Here is a 17,785-nt window from a genome sequence, read left to right as displayed (position 1 = left end):
CATGACCTACCATCCCAAATCGGACTTCATGCATGTCATGATGGAGCGCGGCTATCTGGCCGATTGCACCGATTATCAGGGGCTGGACGAGGCCCTGTCCAGTGGCATGGTGACCGCCTATATCGGTTATGATGCCACGGCGCAGTCGCTGCATGTGGGGCATCTCCTCAACATCATGATGCTGCGCTGGCTGCAAAAGACCGGGCACAAGCCGATCACCCTGATGGGCGGCGGCACCACCAAGGTGGGCGATCCCTCGTTCCGGTCGGACGAACGCCCGCTGCTGGGGCCGGAGCAGATCGACGCCAATATCGCCGGCATGCAGCAGGTCTTTGCCAAATACCTCGACTACGGGGACGCCGACGGCCTGCACAATGCGGCCTTGATGCTGAACAATGCCGAATGGCTCGACGGGTTGAACTATCTCGAGTTCCTGCGCGACATCGGCCGGCATTTCTCGGTCAACCGGATGCTGAGCTTCGAAAGCGTGAAGTCGCGGCTTGATCGCGAGCAATCGCTGTCGTTCCTCGAGTTCAACTACATGATCCTGCAAGCCTATGATTTCCTTGAGCTGAACCGCCGCTACGACTGTGTTTTGCAGATGGGCGGATCGGATCAATGGGGCAATATCGTCAATGGCATCGACCTGACGCGCCGGGTGCTCGACCATGAGATCTTTGGCCTGACCTCGCCCCTGCTGACCACCTCGGACGGCCGCAAGATGGGCAAATCTCAGGGCGGCGCCATGTGGCTCAATGCCGACATGCTCTCGCCCTACGAGTTCTGGCAGTTCTGGCGCAATTCCACCGATGCCGATGTCGGCCGCTTCCTCAAGCTTTATACCGAAATCGACGTCGCCGAATGCGAGCGGCTGGGCGCGCTGGCCGGATCGGAGATCAACGAGGCCAAGATCGTGCTGGCCAATGCGGTCACCACGCTCTGTCACGGGGCCGAGGCGGCGGCGGCGGCAGAGGCCACCGCGCGCGAGGTGTTCGAAAAGGGTGGCGTGGGCGACGACCTGCCGACCCTGACGCTTTCGGCCGAAGAGCTGGGCGACGGCATTTCCATCGTGCAGGTGATCGTGCGGGCCGGGCTGGCGAAATCCGGCAAGGAGGCCAAGCGGCTGATCGCCGAAAACGGCGCGCGCCTCGACGATGCGCCGCTGACTGACGCCGGGCTGATGCTGGATGCCGGCGCGCTGGCCTCGCCGGTCAAGCTCTCGGCGGGCAAGAAGCGACACGCGCTGGTGCAGCTCGGCTGAGCGCCAGGGCGCGGCGATCCCTCGCTGCGCCTAGAGCAACAGCCACTCCGTGAGCCAGAGCAGAAGCCCGGCCGGCAGGGCGAGAGCGGCGGAGAACAGTGCGAGGCCCGCAGGGGCGAGGCGCGGCGGCGGGGCGTGGACGCCCAGGACAATGTGGTTTTTCATGGCAGCCATTAATCCCTGATTTACCTGAATCAGATGTTAATGCCGCCATGACGTTTCACGCTTCTCGTTTCGCGGCGGTACAGACCGCACCGTTCCAGCAGCATCCGGCCTATGGCGCCACGCTCACGCATCTGGGTCGCCCGCCGCTGCGCATCTTTCTCGGCCCGTCCGGCGGCGAGGTGCAGGTGCTGCGCCGCCGCTTCGGGCCTTTTGCCAAGGTGGCGCTGGTGTCGCGGGCGGATGTCAGCCGGAGCGACCTGCGCCGATTGCGCGCGGCCTGCGACTGCCGCCTGTTTCTGATCAATGCCGAGACGCCGGGAACCGCCCCCGGCCTGCGGCTCAGGACGGCGGCGCATGTGGCCGAGTTGTCGCTTGACGGCACGGCGGCGGATCTGCGGGCACGGATGGCGCAGAAATGGCGCAATCGGCTGAATCGCGCCTCGGACGCCGGGCTGCGGGTGGCCTCGGTCGGGCTGCCGGCCGATCCCGGGCACTGGCTCTTGCGGGTGGATCAGGCGCAACAGGTGGTCAAACGCTATCGCGGCTATCCACCGCTCTTTACCGCCGCCTTTGCCGCCGCCAACCGCGGCCAGGCGCGGATTTTCGAGGCCCGGCATCAGGGCGCGCCGGTGGCGGCGTTGCTGTTTCTCTGCCACGGCGCGGTGGCGACCTATCACATCGGCTGGTCCGGCCCCGAAGGCCGGGCGCGTGCGGCGCATCATCTGCTGCTCTGGCGGGCGATGATCGATCTGGCGGCGCGCGGCATCACGCGGCTCGATCTGGGAATGGTCGATACGGTCACCGCGCCGGGGCTGGCGCGGTTCAAGCTTGGATCCGGCGCCCGTTGCCGGGCGCTCGGGGGGACATGGCTGGCGCGGGCCTGAGCCCTGTCCCCCGCGGCGTCAGTGACCGCCGAGAATGCCGGTGCGGACGTGATAATCCACCGCCAGCTCGTAATCGGGGTCATCGTCGCTGTCGACCATCAGGTGACCGGCCTTGGTCAGCAGGCTGTGGCAGTCCCGGCTCAGGTGCCGCAGCTTGATGATCTTGCCCGCAGCCTCGTATTTCGCGGCGACGGCCTCGATCGCCTGAAGCGCCGATTGATCGACCACGCGGCTTTCGGCAAAGTCGATGATCACCGTGTCGGGGTCGCCGGCGATGTCAAAGAGCTCGATGAAACCATCCGACGAGCCGAAGAACAGCGGCCCCTGGATCTCGTAGACCTTGGCGCCCTTGTCGGTGATCGATTCCCGGGTGCGGGCATGGATGCGCCGCGCGTTGTTCCAGGAATAGGCCAGCGCCGAGACGATCACACCCACCACCACGGCAACCGCCAGGTCTTCGTAGACGGTGACCGCGGTGACCAGCAGGATGACGAAGGCATCCATCTTGGGCACCTTGCGCAGGATGGTCAGCGAGTTCCAGGCGAAGGTGCCGATCACCACCATGAACATCACGCCGACCAGCGCCGCCAGCGGAATGAGCTCGATCACCGGCGCGGCGAAGAGGATGAAGATCAGCAGGAAGAGCGCCGCCGCAATGCCGGCGATGCGGGTGCGGCCACCGCTTTTCACGTTGATCATCGACTGGCCGATCATGGCACAGCCGCCCATGCCGCCAAAGAAACCGGTGACGGTATTGGCCACGCCCTGGGCGACGCATTCCTGGCTGGCGCCGCCGCGCTTGCCGGTGATCTCGCCCACCAGATTAAGCGTCAGCAGAGATTCGATCAGCCCGATGGCCGCGAGGATCACCGCATAGGGCAGGATGATTTGCAGGGTCTCCCAGTTCAACGGCACCATCGGAATGTGAAACGGCGGCAGCCCGCCCTGGATCGAGGCCATGTCGCCCACCCGCGGCACATCGATGCCGAAGGCGATGACCAGCGCCGCGACCACGCCGATGCCGGCCAGCGGCGCCGGGATCACCTTGGTGATCCTGGGCATCACCCAGATGATCGCCATGGTCAGCGCCACCAGTCCCAGCATCACGACCAGCGGCCAGCCGGTCAGCCATTCGCCGCCGCCCATGCCGTGGCCGTTGCTTTCGGCTGTTCCGGGCACCTTGAACTGGGTCAGCTGCGCCAGGAAGATCACGATCGCCAGGCCGTTGACAAAGCCCAGCATCACCGGATGCGGCACCAACCGGATGAACTTGCCCCATTGCATGACACCGGCAAAGATCTGCAACAGCCCCATCAGGACCACCGTCGCAAAGAGGTATTCGACACCATGCTGCGCCACCAGCGCCACCATGACGACGGCCAGCGCGCCGGTCGCGCCTGAGATCATGCCGGGCCGGCCGCCGATCAGCGCGGTGATCAATCCGACGAGAAAGGCGGCATAGAGGCCGACCAGCGGATGCACGCCGGCGACAAAGGCAAAGGCCACCGCCTCGGGCACCAGCGCCAGCGCCACGGTGAGACCGGACAGCAATTCGATCCGCAGCCGCCCCATGGTAAAGCCCTCGTCGGGCATCCAGCGGAGGTCGGGCATGGCAAAGCCCTTGGCGAATGAGGCCAGCAAGGCGCGTTTCATCGGCGGATCCTGATATTTGGTGTGTTTCCGCTAGCGCTATAGTCCGCCGCGGCGCGAAACGCCACCCCGCCAGGCCCGGCCGGCGCGGTCGCGGGCCGGGTCGCGCAGCCGTGGCTTGCGCTCGCAACCGCGCGCCCTAAGGTGGCGTCGACAACAAACGGAGCACAGGCATGACGGACACGATGATCGGGGTGATCGGCGGATCGGGGATTTACGAGATCGCCGGGCTGAGCGGGGCGGAATGGGTCTCGGTCGCCACGCCCTGGGGCGCGCCGTCGGATCAGCTTCTGACCGGCACGCTCGACGGGGTGAAGATGGCCTTTCTGCCGCGCCACGGCCGTGGCCATGTGCATGCACCCGCCACCGTGCCCTATCGCGCCAACATCGATGCGCTCAAACGGCTCGGGGTGACCGACGTGGTCTCTGTCTCGGCCTGCGGATCGTTCCGCGACGAAATGGCGCCGGGCGATTTCGTCGTCGTCGACCAGTTCATCGACCGCACGATCGCGCGCGAAAAATCCTTCTTCGGCACAGGATGCGTGGCGCATGTGAGCGTGGCGCATCCGACCTGCCCGCGCCTGTCGGACGCCTGCGAAACCGCCGCGCGCGACGGCGGGATCAACGTGCATCGCGGCGGCACCTATCTGGCGATGGAGGGGCCGCAGTTCTCGACGCTGGCTGAATCGCGAATGTATCGCGAGGCCTGGGGTGCGGATGTGATCGGCATGACCAACATGCCCGAGGCCAAACTCGCCCGCGAGGCCGAGCTCTGCTACGCCAGTGTGGCGATGATCACCGATTACGACAGCTGGCACCCCGACCATGGCGAGGTGGATGTGACGCAGATCATCGCCACGCTGATGGGCAATGCCGAAAAGGGGCGCGATCTGGTCAGCCGGCTGCCGGCGCTTCTGGGCGCTGGTCGGGCGCCCTGCCCGCATGGCTGCGACCGGGCGCTGGAATATGCGATCCTGACCGCGCCGGACAAACGCGATGCCGGGCTGATGGCCAAGCTCGATGCGGTGGCGGGCCGTGTTCTGGAAAAGGCGACGGGCTGACGCCCGGCGGGTGAAAGGTGTGATGGGATGACATTCGAACTCTGGCTGACCTTCGTGGCGGCGTCGACGGCGCTCTTGCTGATCCCGGGGCCGACGGTGCTTCTGGTGCTGAGTTATGCGCTGTCCAAGGGGCGCAGCGTGGCGGTGGCCTCGGCGGCCGGTGTGGCAACCGGCGATTTCATCGCCATGACCGCTTCGCTGGCCGGGCTGGGGGCGCTGGTGCTGGCCTCGGCGACGCTGTTCACGGTGCTGAAATGGGCCGGCGCGGCCTATCTGATCTGGCTCGGCGTCAAGCTGATCCGTTCGGCCCCCTCCGAGGGGCTGGCCGCCGATCGCATCCGGGCCGAAGTCACCGCGCGGGGAGTGTTTGCCCATAATGCGGCGGTGACGGCGCTGAACCCGAAATCCATCGCCTTTTTCATCGCCTTCGTACCGCAGTTCCTCGACCCTGCCGCACCGCTTGGCGGGCAATTCGCCGCGCTGATTGCCACCTTCGTAAGCCTGGCGACGCTGAATGCGCTGGCCTATGCGATTTTGGCGGACCGGCTCCGGCGGATGATCTCGCGGCCGCAGGTGATCACCTGGACCACCCGCGCCGGCGGGGGCGCGCTGATTGCCATGGGCGTGCTGACAGCGACGATGCGGCGGGCCAGCTAGCTCAGCTCTTGCCGGCGTTCTTCTTCATGAACTTGCGGATGAAATGCCGGATCTCGCGTGCCGCCGTGGTGTCGAGCTCGCGGCACAGCGCGACAAAATCGTCGCGCTCGTCCTTGTCGAGCCGCAGGATCAATTGCGCGTCCTTGTTCGCGGTTTTCTTCTTTTGCGGTTTCTCGCTCACGTCGTTCGGTCCGGCCCTTGATTTTTCCGCCACGGCAGTGTATATACATTGCATAGGCGGCGCTGCGCGATGCTATGTCGCCACAGGTCAAAAGGAAAGAGTGAATATGTTGCCGACAAGCATAGCCAGATGTCTGCTGATGCAGGACCGGATGGATTGGAACCGCCCGCATGCCGCGTGGCTGACCCGAAAATTCTATGCCCTGCGCTTTCCGAGCAAGCATGACGGGCACCCGATCTGGCGCAGCCGCGGCTGATCAGAAGGCATAGCCGAAGCGGGCGATATCGGCGGCGCAGACGCGGGCGATGATGCCGGCGCCCGCATCGTCGTAATAGCTGCGGTAATCGGCCGCGCGGGCGGAGCGATTGGCATGGGGCATCGTCAGCCGGAAGCCGAGATGTGCCTCGAGTGGCGGCATATCCTCCGCCAGATGCTCGAGCCGCAGAAAGCGCGCCGGCCGCTCGCGCCCGGCCGCATCGGTGACATAGCTTGCGGCCGGTGTGTTGTGCAGGCTGGCTTGAATCTGTGGCGCTTGTAGAAAGGCGGCAAAGCTCAGTCGTTTCGACAAGGTCACCGCGGGATGGTCGAAGCTCTGGACTTGCAGCCAGTGATAATAGCTCACCACCCGGTCCCAGGGATTGCGCACCAGCGTGAAGATCAGCAGCCTGTCAAGCTCACCGGCAGCGATCACCCCGTCGATGTCGGCCAGCGTCGAATGCTTCCACAGCCGGCCGCGCGGCGTAAGCGCCCGGAGCCGCCCACGCCGCCGAAGGGCTTTCGGCGTGTCGCCGATCAGGATGTCATCGGCCTTGGCGCGCGCCTCCAGCGCCAGCGCCATGGCGGTGCCCCCGGTCTTGGGGATATGGACAAAGATATAGCGCCGCCCGCGAGAGATGATCATGGCGGCGACGCTAGCCGGTCGCGCCGCCAACGGCAATTCTCCGGCAGGCCGGAGGCGGGCGTTTTCGGCCCCGCGCCCCGGCCCCCGCGCCCTTCACCCGTCGCGCAGCCGCCAGACGATCACCAGCCCGGCCCCGGCGATCAGTGCGATGCCCGCCACCTCGTTCCAGCCCACACGCTGGCCAAAGATCACGAAGGCCGCGAGCGGGCCGAAGATGAACACCGAATACTCAAAGACCGCCACATAAGAGGCATCGCCCAGCGCATAGGCCCGGGTGATCAGCCCGACACCCAGCACCGAGAACACCGCCTGAATCACCATCAGCAGATGGACCAGCGGCGACATCGGCCAGACCCAGCCGCGCGAGACAAAGCCCGAAGCCCCGGCGCCGACTTCGGGCGCCAGCACAGCCACCGTGCCCAGACCCGCAAGGCCGATCAGCCCCTGAACCAGGAACATCGCCAGCAGCATCGCCAGCACGTCCTCGCCGGCGCAGACCGTGCGCGTTGCAATCGCGCCCAGCGCATAGAACAGCCCGCCGAACACCGGCAGAAAGGTGGCGAGGCTGAGGCTGGCCGGATCGGGGCTGAGTACCACGAGAATGCCGGTGAACCCCATGCTCACGGCCAGAACGCGCCACGGCCCGATCGGCTGGCGCAGGGCCAGCGCGGTGATCACCAGGACAAAGACAGGCGAGGTGAAAAGGCCCGAAAGGGCCTGGGCAATCGGCATGACCGAGAGCGCGCCAAAGTAGAACATCATCGAGATCGACAGCATCGCCCCGCGCAAGAGCACAGCCCAGAGCCGCCCTGGCTTCACCGTGCCAAAGCCCAGCCGCGCCGCCAGCAGGATCACCGGCACCGCCATCACCACCCGCCAGGCGTAGAACTGCCAGAGGCCGATTTCACCGGCGAGGACGGGCACGGCATTGTCGATCACACCGATCACGGCCATGGCCCCCAGCATCGAGGCGGCGGCCACCAGCGGCCGGGTTTGGGGGATGGGTCTGCTCATGGGGGGCAACGGGCCAGCTTGCGGGAGGTCTGTCTTGCCTTATAACGATATGATCCGGCTTAAAAAGGGAGGATGCGATGGGTTGGCTGGCGGATGAGACCGGGTTGGACAGAAACCCCGCGAATTACGTGCCCCTGACGCCGCTTTCGATGCTGTTGCGGGCGCGGAGAATCTTTCCCGAGCGGCTGGCCGTGGCCTATGGAACGCATCGCAAGAGTTATGCCGAATACCATGCCCGGTGCAGCCGCCTTGCCTCTGCGCTGGCGCAGGCCGGTATCGCGCCCGGCGACGTGGTGGCGACCGTGCTGCCCAATATCCCGGCCCAGGCCGAGGCGCATTTCGGCGTGCCGGCCTGCGGTGCGGTGCTCAATACCATCAACACCCGGCTGGAGGCCGGAACAATCGCCTATATCCTCGATCACGGCGAGGCACGGCTGGTGCTGGTCGATAGCCAGGCGCTGCCGGTGCTGCACGAAGCACTGGCGCTGATGACGGGCCCCGCCCCACGCATCATCGAAGTGCCCGATCCGCAGGCCGGGGTGCGCGCCAGCGGCGCGCATCAGCTCTACGAGGATTTCATTGCCACGGGCGATCCGGCGTTCGACTGGGTGATGCCCGACGATGAATGGGAGAGCATCGCGCTCAGCTATACCTCCGGCACCACCGGTCGGCCCAAGGGCGTGGTGACACACCATCGCGGCGCCTATCTCAGCGCCATGGCGCAGCCGATCTCCTGGCGCATGGTGCTTTATCCGCGCTACTTGACTATCGTGCCGCTGTTTCACTGCAACGGCTGGTGCCACACCTGGATGATGCCGCTTCTGGGCGGCACGCTGGTCTGCTGCCGCGACATCACCGCGAAGGCGATCTTTGACGCCATCGCCGACGAGGGCGTGACTCATTTCGGCGGCGCGCCCATCGTGCTCAACATGCTGGTCAATGCGCCGGACGCAGATCGCCGCGCCTTCGACCAGACCGTCGAGGTCTTTACCGCCGGCGCGCCCCCGGCCCCGGCAACCCTCGCCAAGATCGAGCCGATGGGCTTCAACATCACCCAGGTCTACGGCTTGACCGAGACCTATGGCCCCGCCACCGAATGCACCTGGCGCGACGAGGATTGGGCGGCGCTCGCCCCCGAGGACCGCGCGGCCGTCAAGGCACGGCAGGGCGTCGCGATGCCGATGATGGACGACATCACGGTGATGGCGCCGGAGACCATGGACCAGGTGCCGATGGATGGCGCGCAGCAGGGCGAAATCATGTTTCGCGGCAATGCGGTGATGAAAGGCTATTACAAGAACCCGCAGGCCACCGCCGAGGCCTTCAAGCACGGCTATTTTCACTCCGGCGACATCGCGGTCCAGCATCCCGACAGCTACGTCCAGATCGCCGACCGCGCCAAGGACATCATTATCAGCGGCGGCGAGAACATCTCCTCGGTCGAGATCGAAGGCACGCTGATGGCGCATGAGGCGGTATCGCTGGCCGCAGTGGTGGCCAAGCCGGACGAGCGATGGGGCGAGGTGCCTTGCGCCTTTGTCGAGCTGAAGGCCGGGCATGCCGCAACCGAGGCCGAGCTCATCGCCTTTGCCCGTGCCCGACTTGCGGGTTTCAAGACGCCGAAAAAGGTCGTATTCCGTGAGCTGCCGAAAACCTCGACCGGCAAGATTCAGAAATTCGAACTGCGCACCATTGCCAAGGACATTTGATCCTTCATGACTTTCCCGGCCATGCCGCTTTATCGTCTCGTCGTCTGCCTGGCGTGGCCCATTGTGGCGCTGTCGCTCCTGGCGCGTGTGATCGCGCAGCGCGAGCGGCTGGCCGACTGGGGCCAGCGCACGGGACTGGCGCCGGGCCGGGGCAGCGGCCCGCATCTCTGGCTGCATGCCGCCTCGAACGGAGAGCTGACTTCGGCCCGCCCGGCGCTGCTGGCGCTGCACGCGGCGCGGCCCGAGCTGAAATTCCTGATCACCTGCAATTCGCTCACCGGCCGCGATCTGGCGCTGGGCTGGGGTCTGCCGGGGCTGAGCGCGCGGCTGGCGCCCTTTGACACCCGCTGGGCGGCGGTGCTGCTCTGCCGGCGCTACGGCGTCGTCGGCCACCTGCTGCTCGAGGCCGAGTTCTGGCCCAACCGGATTGCTGCCGTGGCGCGCCGTGGACTGCCGGTCATCGCCATCGGCGCGCGGCTGTCGATGCGCACCGCGCAGACCTGGCGCAGGCTCGGGCCGCTGGCGCGGCACATGCTGGCGCGGCTCACCTTCGTGTCTCCGCAGGACGAGGGGTCGCGCCGCCGCTTGGCCGAACTGGGGCTGACACCGGCGCAGATAACCGCCGTGCTCGACCTCAAGGCGTTCTACGTGCCACCGGCCGGGCTGACACTCGATCCCGATCTGCGCCGCGCCTTTGACCGTGACGCGACCTGGCTGGCCGCCTCGACCCACGAGGGCGAGGACGAGATCGTCATCGCGGCCCATGCCGCCCTGCTGACGCAGCGCCCCGAGGCCCGGCTGATCATCGCCCCCCGCCACCCCCGGCGCGGCGCCGAGATCGCCGCCATGGTGCGCGCCGCCGATCTGCCGGCGGCCCTGCGCTCGCGGGGCGATGCGCCCCGCGACGATGCAGTCTATATCGCTGACACGATTGGCGAAATGCCGCTGTGGTATCAGCTCGCCGGCACCACCTTCATCGGTGGCTCGCTGGTCGAGAAAGGGGGGCACACGCCGTTTGAACCGGCGGTGTTCGACAGCACCCTGCTGCATGGGCCCGACACCAGCAACTTTACCCGCATCTACCGCATGCTCGACGTCGCCGGCGCCGCCATCCAGGTGAGCACCGCCGAAGAATTGGCGCGCGCACTGATCCAGGTGCGCCATGCCGACCGCCGCGACGCGATGCGCCGCAAGGCCCATGAACAGCTCGATCAGCCGGCCGATCTGGCCGAGGTCGTGACCCGGATTCTCGCGGCGCTGCCGGGTTGAGCGCCGCCGCGCGGCAGTCGGGCGGTTTTGCCGACCCGCCGCGATTTCCCGGGTGGCAATGTGGGGGAATTCTTCTACCTTTGTTCCAGGGCAAGGAGGGCCGGTGATGTCGTTTCATGACAAGACGCAATTGCCGCTGGCCATTCGCGCCCGTCAAAAGGGCGAGATGCGCGCGCAATTCGCCGCGCTGTGTTATCGCGTCGTCAACGACAAGACCCAGGTGCTGCTGATCACCTCGCGCGGGCGCAAGCGCTGGATCATTCCCAAGGGCTGGCCCAGCCATGGCGTCACCCCGGCTCAGGGCGCGGCGATTGAGGCCTGGGAAGAAGCCGGCGTGATCGGCCGGCCGCACGGCCAATGCATCGGGGTCTTTTCCTACATGAAGATCAATGCCCGCACCGGTGACCTGCCCTGTGTCGCGATGGTCTATCCGATTCGCGTCAAGCGGTTGGCCGAGGCCTTTCCAGAGGCCGGCCAGCGGCGGATGAAGTGGATGCGCCCGGCCCGCGCCGCCGAACTGGTCAGCGAGCCGGAGCTGCACCAGATTCTGCTGCACTTCGATCCCCGCAAGCTGCGCTCGTGATCCGGTGTGACCGCGCAGCGAGTTGAACTTGCCCCGCAAATGGCTATGTCTTTGTCAATCAAGGATCGGTCAGGACGATGATTCACTACGCGCTGAAATGCAGCGAAGACCACAGGTTCGAAAGCTGGTTCCAATCCGCCGCCGCCTTCGACAAGCTTCAGGCCGCGGGCATGGTGGCCTGCGCCGTCTGCGGCACCAGCAAAGTTGACCGCGACCTGATGGCGCCGCGCGTGTCGCATGGCACCGCCAAGCCGAAACCGCAGGCGCCGGCCAAGCCGCTCCCGACCCCGGCCTCGCCCGCCGAGAAGGCGCTGGCCGAGCTGAAAGCGCATATCGAGAAAACCTCGGAGGATGTCGGCCGCGACTTTGCCCGAGAGGCCCGCGCCATTCATCTCGGCGACGCCCCGAGCCGCGCGATCCGCGGTGAGGCCCGGCCCGAGGAGGCCCGCAAACTGGTCGAGGACGGCGTGCCGATCGCCCCCCTGCCATTCAAGGTCGGTCGCAAGACAAACTGACCCCCGGGCGCGGCCTGCGCCCGCCCCCACCAGATCGCCAAATCCGCGCCGCGCCGGCTTTGACCGGGGTGATTTCCGCTGTCCTGATCGCAGCGGATCAATCGGGTCTTGGCCCCATTGACTAATCCGACAAAATAAGTCAGCAATACGCAAAACCCATTCGCCGGGCGATCCTGCTTCGCGTCGCCGGGTCTTGTTGCTTAGTTGAAAGGACTTTCCATGCGCCTCCGCTCCACCACCGCCCTCGCCCTTGCGGCCTGTGTCGCCACGCCTGCTCTTGCCCAGAGCAAGGCCGAGGTTCTCGACACCTATGCCGACATCGCCCAGGCGGGTTACGAGGACAGCCTGATCAAGGCGCGCGGCTTGCAGGCGGCGGTCGATACCTTGCTCGGCGCGCCTTCGGCCGAAGCCTTGCAGGCAGCCAGGGCGGCCTGGCTCGAGGCGCGGGTGCCCTATCAGCAGACCGAGGTCTTCCGCTTCGGCAATGCCATCGTCGATGATTGGGAAGGCAGGGTGAACGCCTGGCCGCTGGACGAAGGCCTGATCGATTATGTCGATGCCTCTTATGGCGGCGCGACCGACGAAAACCAGCTTGCGGCGCTGAACGTGGTGGCCAATCCGGTCTTCACCCTCGGCGGCCAAGAGGTCGATGCCACCGAGATCACCCCCGCCCTGTTGCAAGGCCAGTTGCACGAGGCGGGCGCGGTCGAGGCCAATGTCGCCACCGGCTATCACGCCATCGAATTCCTGCTCTGGGGGCAGGATCTTAACGGCACCGACTATGGCGCCGGCAGCCGCCCCTGGACCGATTACGCCACCGACGCGGCCTGCTCGGGCGGCAATTGCGACCGCCGCGGCCAGTACCTCAAGGCCGCCACCGATCTGCTGGTCTCGGACCTGGACTGGATGGCCAGTCAATGGGCCGAGGGCGGCGACGCCCGCGCCGCGGTGCTCGAGGATGAGGATGCCGGCATCAACGCGATTCTCACCGGCATGGGCTCGCTATCCTATGGCGAACAGGCGGGCGAGCGGATGAAGCTCGGCGTCATGCTGAACGACCCCGAGGAAGAGCACGACTGTTTCTCCGACAACACCCACAACAGCCATTACTATGACGGTCTGGGCGTGCGGAATGTCTATCTGGGCGAATATCTGCGAATCGATGGGTCGCGGGTCTCCGGCCCGGCGCTCTCTGATCTGGTGGCGGCGGCCGATGCCGGCGTCGACGAAGCGCTGCGCGCCAGGCTGAACGCCACCATGGTCGAGCTGGGCCAGATCAAATCCGCCGCCGAGGCGGGCTTCAGCTATGACATGATGCTGGCGCGCGGCAATGCCGAAGGCGAGGCGCTGATCATGGGCGCGGTCGAAGCGCTGGTCGATCAGACCCGCAGCATCGAACGCGCGGTCAGCGTGCTTGGTGTCGATCAGATCGCCTTCGAAGGCTCCGACAGCCTCGACGATCCCGACGCCGTTTTCCACTAACCCCTCAGGGCGGCCCGACCGGACGGCCGCCCGCCTGCCCGAGCAAAGGACCGCAGCCATGATCGTCTGCCAGTGCATGAACATCCGCGACACCGAGATCCGCGCCGCGATGGACTGGATGCGCGCCGCCGACCCCGACACGATCATCACCCCGGGCAAGATCTATCGCGCCCTGGGCAAACGCGCGGATTGCGGTGGATGTCTGCCGCTATTTCTGGATACCATGGCAACCACCGAGAGTTACGAAGTTCCAGCCAACCTGCAAAACCTGCGGGACCGCAAGACAAGGAGACCCGTCAATGAAGGGCGATAAGAAAGTCATCGAATACCTGAACGCAGCCCTGCGCTCGGAGCTGACGGCGGTCAGCCAATATTGGCTGCATTACCGGCTTCAGGAAGATTGGGGATACGGCCGGCTCGCCTCGAAATCGCGCGAGGAAAGCATCGAAGAGATGAACCACGCCGACAAGCTGATCGAGCGGATCATCTTTCTCGAAGGCCACCCCAACCTGCAAAAGCTCGACCCGCTGCGTATCGGCGAGACCGTCAAGGAATGTCTGGAGGCCGATCTCGCCGCCGAACACGAGGCGCGCACGCTTTACATCGAGGCCCGCAACCATTGCGATCAGGTCGGCGACTTCGTCTCCAAGAATCTGTTCGAAGAGCTGATTGCCGATGAGGAAGGCCATATCGACTTTCTCGAGACCCAGCTGTCGTTGCAGGCCGAATTGGGCGATGCGGTCTATGGCCAGCTTCAGGCCAAGGCGACCGACGAGGCCGAGTAATTCCGTCGCGCGTCCCGCCTGACGGGGCGCGCCTTTGGCCAAGGCCCTTCACATGCGATTTCCCCTACTGACACTGGCCCTGACCGGCGCCGGACTGGCGAGCTTTGCCGCCACCCCCGAGCTGGCCGAGCCGCATCTCAGCGTCCTGCCCCGCACCGAGGCCGAGCGCGCGCGCATCGCCGGTGTTACCGCGCCGCCCGGGGATTTCACGCAGCCGGAAGCCTTCGAGACCAACCCGGCTGGCGCCGCCACGGTGCGCGCCCGCACCACGCCCGATGCCTTTTCGCAGCCCTCGGGCAATATCGCCTTCGAGCGCGAGCTGGATTTCAAGGTCGGCAACGGGCTGTTCAAGAAGCTCTGGGTCTCCTCGCCCTCCTCTACCCTGGCCTCGGACGGGCTTGGCCCGGTGTTCAACGCCCGCTCCTGCCAGCGGTGCCATCTCAAGGACGGGCGCGGCCATCCGCCGGACGGGCCCGAGGATGACGCGATCTCGATGTTTCTGCGGATCTCGGTGCCGGCGGCGCCAGAGACGGAGATCAGTCGGATCGAGGCCTTCCTGCTGTCGCTGGGCGACGCGCCGCCGCGCACCCGGCCCGATCCGACCTATGGCGGGCAATTGCAGGATTTCGCCGTTGCCGGGCACCGGGCCGAATACCGGATTGGCCTGCAGTACGACGAGATCGAGGTCGCGCTCTCCGATGGCGAAACCGCCTGGCTGCGTCAGCCCAGCTACAGCGCCGAGGATCTGGGATATGGCCCGCTGGCCGAGGGCGCCATGCTGAGCCCCCGTGTCGCGCCGCCGATGATCGGGCTGGGCCTGCTCGAAGCGATCCCCGCCGCAGACATTCTGGCGCTGGAAGACCCCGAAGACGCCGATGGCGACGGCATTTCCGGCAGGGCCCAGATCGTCTGGTCGTTTGAACATGATCGGCCGATGCTGGGCCGTTTCGGCTGGAAGGCCGGGGCGCCGACGGTGCGCGAGCAATCGGCCAGCGCCTTTGCCGGCGACATCGGGATTTCCTCGCCGCTGTTTCCCGCCCCCTGGGGCGATTGCGCCGCCGGCCAGCCGGCCTGCCAGCGGGCTCCGCATGGCGACGGCGACGCGCGCGAATTCGAGATCGACGCCGCCGGCCTCGACCTCGTGACCTTCTACAGCCGCAACCTCGCCGTGCCGGCGCGCCGCGATGTCGATGACAGCCAGGTGCTGCGCGGCAAGCGGATGTTTCACGACAGCGGTTGCGCCGCCTGCCACACACCGAAATTTGTCACTCACCGGCTTCAGGGCCAGCCCGAGCAGAGCTTTCAGCTAATCTGGCCGATGACCGACCTCCTGCTGCACGACATGGGCGAGGGGTTGGCCGACAACCGCCCCGAAGGCCGCGCCACGGGGCGGGAATGGCGGACCGCGCCGCTCTGGGGCATCGGCCTGACCGAGCAGGTCAATGGCCACAGCCAGTTCCTGCACGATGGCCGCGCGCGGTCGCTGCTGGAAGCCGTGCTCTGGCACGGCGGCGAGGCCCAGGCCGCCCGCGATGCCGTGGCGACGATGCCGAAAGCCGACCGTGACGCCCTGATCCGCTATCTGGAGAGCCTCTGATGCGCCACCTTCTGACCGCTGCCCTTTGCCTGCTCACCCTGCCCGCCACCGCCGGCACCCGCGCGGTGGTGCAGGATCACGCCCTACCCCGTGTCGCAGGCTTTGCCCAGGCGGCGCAGGCGCTCGACGCCGCCGCCGCGCAAGACTGCCGGGCCGACACCCTGCGCCCGGCCTATCAGGCGACCTTTGATGCCTGGATGGGCCTGTCGCATCTCGGCCTCGGCCCGCTGGAAGAGGACGGCCGCGCGCTGACCATCGCCTTCTGGCCGGACAGCCGCGGGCTGGTGGGCCGCACGGTGCAGCGGCTGCGGGCCGAAGAGGATGCCGCCGTCGACCGGCCCGAGCGCTTTGCCGAAGTCTCGATCGCCGGGCGCGGGCTGTTTGCGCTGGAGCGGCTGCTCTACGAACCAGACGACGACGGCAACGGGGAGTACACCTGCCGCTTGGCGCAGGCCATCGCCGGCGATCTGTCGCGGCTGGCGCAGGAGATCGAGACCGGCTGGCGGACGGATTTCGCGGATCAGCTGCTGAATGCCGGCGCCGAAGGCAACAGCCGCTTTCTGACCGCGCGCGAGGCCTCGCAGGCCCTGTATACGGCACTGGTCACCGGTCTCGAGTTTACCGCTGACCAGCGGCTTGGCCGCCCCATGGGCCGCTTTGACGCCCCCAGGCCGCAGGTGGCAGAGGCGCGCCGCTCGGGACGGCCGTTGCGCAATGTCATCCTGTCGCTCGAGGCACTCCGCGGTCTGGCGCTTGCGCTCGCCGACCAGCCGGTCCCCGAGACCGAGGCCGCCTTTGCCACGGCGCTGCAAACCGCGCGGGCGCTCGACGATCCGCTGCTGGCCGGGGTCGCCGATCCGTCGGGGCGGCTGCGCGTCGAGGTGCTGAAGAACCGCATCGAGGAGACCCGTGCGGCCGCGGCGCAGGAGATCGGCACCGCGCTTGGCGTCAGCGTCGGCTTCAACGCGACGGACGGCGATTGATGCCCTCGCGCCGGGCCTTCCTCGCCGGGCTGGTCGCCGCCACCGGTACACCACGGCTGAGCTGGGCCGACGCCGGAGATCCCGCCTATCTCGCCGCCGCGCGCGCGCCCTCGGGCGGCCATGCGCTCTTTGGGCTGGGCGCCGAGGGGCAGGACATCTTTCGCATCGCCCTGCCCGATCGCGGCCATGCCGCCGCCGCCCACCCCATCGCGCCGGAAGCGGTTGCCTTTGCCCGCCGGCCCGGCCGCTTTGCGCTGGTGATCGACTGCCTTGTTGGGCGCGAGATCCGGCGGCTCGACGCGCCCGAGGGGCGGCATTTCTACGGCCATGGCGCCTTTCTGGCCGGAGGCGACATCCTGGCCACCAGCGAAAACGAGATCGAGACCGGCGCCGGCATGATCGGTCTCTGGTCGCGCGCCGATGGCTATTCGCGGATCGGCGAATATCGCTCCGGCGGGATCGGCCCGCATGAGATCAAGGCCCTGCCCGGCGATGTGCTGGCGATCGCCAATGGCGGCATTCGCACCCACCCCGACCACGGCCGCGACAAGCTCAACCTCGCCACCATGCGGCCAAACCTCAGTTATCTCTCGGCCCGGGGCGAGATGCTGGAGCAGGTCGAGTTGCCACCCGAGCACTGGCGCAATTCGATCCGCCATCTGGCGGTGGCCCCCGACGGGCAAGTCGCCTTTGCCATGCAATGGCAGGGCGCGCCCGAGGATGGCGTGCCGCTCTTGGGGCTGCACCGCCGCGGCGCGGCGCCGGTGCTGGCAGAGGCCGGCCTGGCCGAGCAGATGGCAATGCAGGGTTATGCCGGCAGCATCGCCTTTTCCGCCGAGGGCACGCAGGTGGGCATAACCTCGCCGCGCGGCGGCCGACTGCATGTCTTTGACACACAAGGCCAATTCCTTGCCGTTCACCACCGGGCCGACATCTGCGGATTGGCCGCCGGCGCGCGGGGCTTTCTGGCCACCGACGGGCTGGGTGGCGTCTTGCAGGGCGACGCGGCGCGGCTCTCGCCGCTGACCCGGGCCGACCGCGCCTGGGACAATCACCTGGTGCGGATCGGCTGACACCCCCGATGCGAA

The 17,785-nt window shown here is 66.9% G+C and carries 18 protein-coding genes; 14 read left to right on the top strand and 4 right to left on the bottom strand.

What is annotated here, in order from left to right; all coding sequences use genetic code 11:
- Position 1: 1 nt before the first annotated feature.
- Both tyrS and AC0J5K_RS03325 read left to right on the top strand, forming a co-directional pair.
- Positions 2–1,261, top strand: a complete 1,260-nt coding sequence (gene tyrS / locus AC0J5K_RS03330) for a tyrosine--tRNA ligase (RefSeq protein ID WP_074834394.1) — start codon at positions 2–4, stop codon at positions 1,259–1,261.
- Between the two features lie 212 nt (positions 1,262–1,473).
- The gene (locus tag AC0J5K_RS03325; protein WP_074834392.1) at positions 1,474–2,310 is read left to right on the top strand and encodes a GNAT family N-acetyltransferase; all 837 of its coding nucleotides are present in this window, start codon (positions 1,474–1,476) and stop codon (positions 2,308–2,310) included.
- 18 nt (positions 2,311–2,328) lie between these two features.
- Here the strand turns inward: AC0J5K_RS03325 and AC0J5K_RS03320 are convergent, their stop codons facing one another.
- Complete coding sequence (locus AC0J5K_RS03320) at positions 2,329–3,963, bottom strand: SulP family inorganic anion transporter (protein WP_048529933.1); 1,635 nt, start codon at positions 3,961–3,963, stop codon at positions 2,329–2,331.
- 170 nt (positions 3,964–4,133) lie between these two features.
- Here AC0J5K_RS03320 and AC0J5K_RS03315 point away from each other — a divergent pair, with 170 nt between their 5' ends.
- Positions 4,134–5,021 (top strand): S-methyl-5'-thioadenosine phosphorylase, encoded by an 888-nt coding sequence (locus tag AC0J5K_RS03315; RefSeq protein WP_074834391.1) that lies wholly within the window; start codon positions 4,134–4,136, stop codon positions 5,019–5,021.
- A 27-nt stretch (positions 5,022–5,048) separates the two neighbouring features.
- Positions 5,049–5,678, top strand: a complete 630-nt coding sequence (locus AC0J5K_RS03310) for a LysE family translocator (protein ID WP_274565646.1) — start codon at positions 5,049–5,051, stop codon at positions 5,676–5,678.
- Between the two features lies 1 nt (position 5,679).
- On the opposite strand, the gene AC0J5K_RS03305 is transcribed toward AC0J5K_RS03310, so the two are convergent.
- The 3 genes from AC0J5K_RS03305 to AC0J5K_RS03295 form a co-directional block, all read right to left on the bottom strand.
- Complete coding sequence (locus tag AC0J5K_RS03305) at positions 5,680–5,859, bottom strand: hypothetical protein (protein WP_048529928.1); 180 nt, start codon at positions 5,857–5,859, stop codon at positions 5,680–5,682.
- 256 nt (positions 5,860–6,115) lie between these two features.
- Positions 6,116–6,760: a sulfotransferase family protein gene (locus tag AC0J5K_RS03300; RefSeq protein ID WP_274565647.1), complete on the bottom strand. Its 645-nt coding sequence runs from the start codon at positions 6,758–6,760 to the stop codon at positions 6,116–6,118.
- A 93-nt stretch (positions 6,761–6,853) separates the two neighbouring features.
- Positions 6,854–7,774, bottom strand: a complete 921-nt coding sequence (locus AC0J5K_RS03295; RefSeq protein WP_074834389.1) for a DMT family transporter — start codon at positions 7,772–7,774, stop codon at positions 6,854–6,856.
- A gap of 77 nt (positions 7,775–7,851) precedes the next feature.
- Here AC0J5K_RS03295 and AC0J5K_RS03290 point away from each other — a divergent pair, with 77 nt between their 5' ends.
- From AC0J5K_RS03290 to AC0J5K_RS03245, 10 genes are all read left to right on the top strand, one after another.
- Positions 7,852–9,483, top strand: a complete 1,632-nt coding sequence (locus AC0J5K_RS03290) for an AMP-binding protein (protein ID WP_274565648.1) — start codon at positions 7,852–7,854, stop codon at positions 9,481–9,483.
- A gap of 6 nt (positions 9,484–9,489) precedes the next feature.
- Entirely contained in the window at positions 9,490–10,752 is a 1,263-nt protein-coding gene (locus tag AC0J5K_RS03285; protein WP_274565649.1) for a 3-deoxy-D-manno-octulosonic acid transferase, read from the top strand.
- Between the two features lie 106 nt (positions 10,753–10,858).
- Positions 10,859–11,335 carry an NUDIX hydrolase gene (locus AC0J5K_RS03280; RefSeq protein WP_274565650.1) on the top strand — a complete coding sequence of 159 codons (477 nt, stop codon included), beginning with the start codon at positions 10,859–10,861 and terminating at the stop codon, positions 11,333–11,335.
- A 77-nt stretch (positions 11,336–11,412) separates the two neighbouring features.
- Entirely contained in the window at positions 11,413–11,850 is a 438-nt protein-coding gene (locus AC0J5K_RS03275; RefSeq protein ID WP_274565651.1) for a DUF1178 family protein, read from the top strand.
- Positions 11,851–12,069: 219 nt separating this feature from the next.
- A complete protein-coding gene (locus tag AC0J5K_RS03270; protein ID WP_274565652.1) occupies positions 12,070–13,332 on the top strand; it encodes an imelysin family protein in 1,263 nt (420 codons plus the stop codon).
- Between the two features lie 58 nt (positions 13,333–13,390).
- Positions 13,391–13,645, top strand: a complete 255-nt coding sequence (locus AC0J5K_RS03265) for a (2Fe-2S)-binding protein (RefSeq protein ID WP_074834382.1) — start codon at positions 13,391–13,393, stop codon at positions 13,643–13,645.
- Positions 13,632–14,117 (top strand): bacterioferritin, encoded by a 486-nt coding sequence (gene bfr, locus AC0J5K_RS03260; protein ID WP_048529912.1) that lies wholly within the window; start codon positions 13,632–13,634, stop codon positions 14,115–14,117. The genes AC0J5K_RS03265 and bfr overlap by 14 nt, the downstream gene beginning before the upstream one ends.
- Before the next feature lie 52 nt (positions 14,118–14,169).
- A complete protein-coding gene (locus AC0J5K_RS03255; RefSeq protein WP_274565653.1) occupies positions 14,170–15,714 on the top strand; it encodes a di-heme oxidoreductase family protein in 1,545 nt (514 codons plus the stop codon).
- The gene (locus AC0J5K_RS03250; protein ID WP_274565654.1) at positions 15,714–16,697 is read left to right on the top strand and encodes an imelysin family protein; all 984 of its coding nucleotides are present in this window, start codon (positions 15,714–15,716) and stop codon (positions 16,695–16,697) included. Before AC0J5K_RS03255 ends, AC0J5K_RS03250 begins: the two co-directional genes overlap by 1 nt.
- Complete coding sequence (locus AC0J5K_RS03245) at positions 16,697–17,770, top strand: DUF1513 domain-containing protein (protein ID WP_274565655.1); 1,074 nt, start codon at positions 16,697–16,699, stop codon at positions 17,768–17,770. Before AC0J5K_RS03250 ends, AC0J5K_RS03245 begins: the two co-directional genes overlap by 1 nt.
- The last annotated feature ends 15 nt before the right edge of the window (positions 17,771–17,785 follow it).

It is taken from the genome of Marinovum sp. E3, assembly GCF_055755275.1.
The sequence above is the reverse complement of the archived record's forward strand: the minus strand, read 5'-3'. Positions and strand labels throughout refer to the sequence as shown.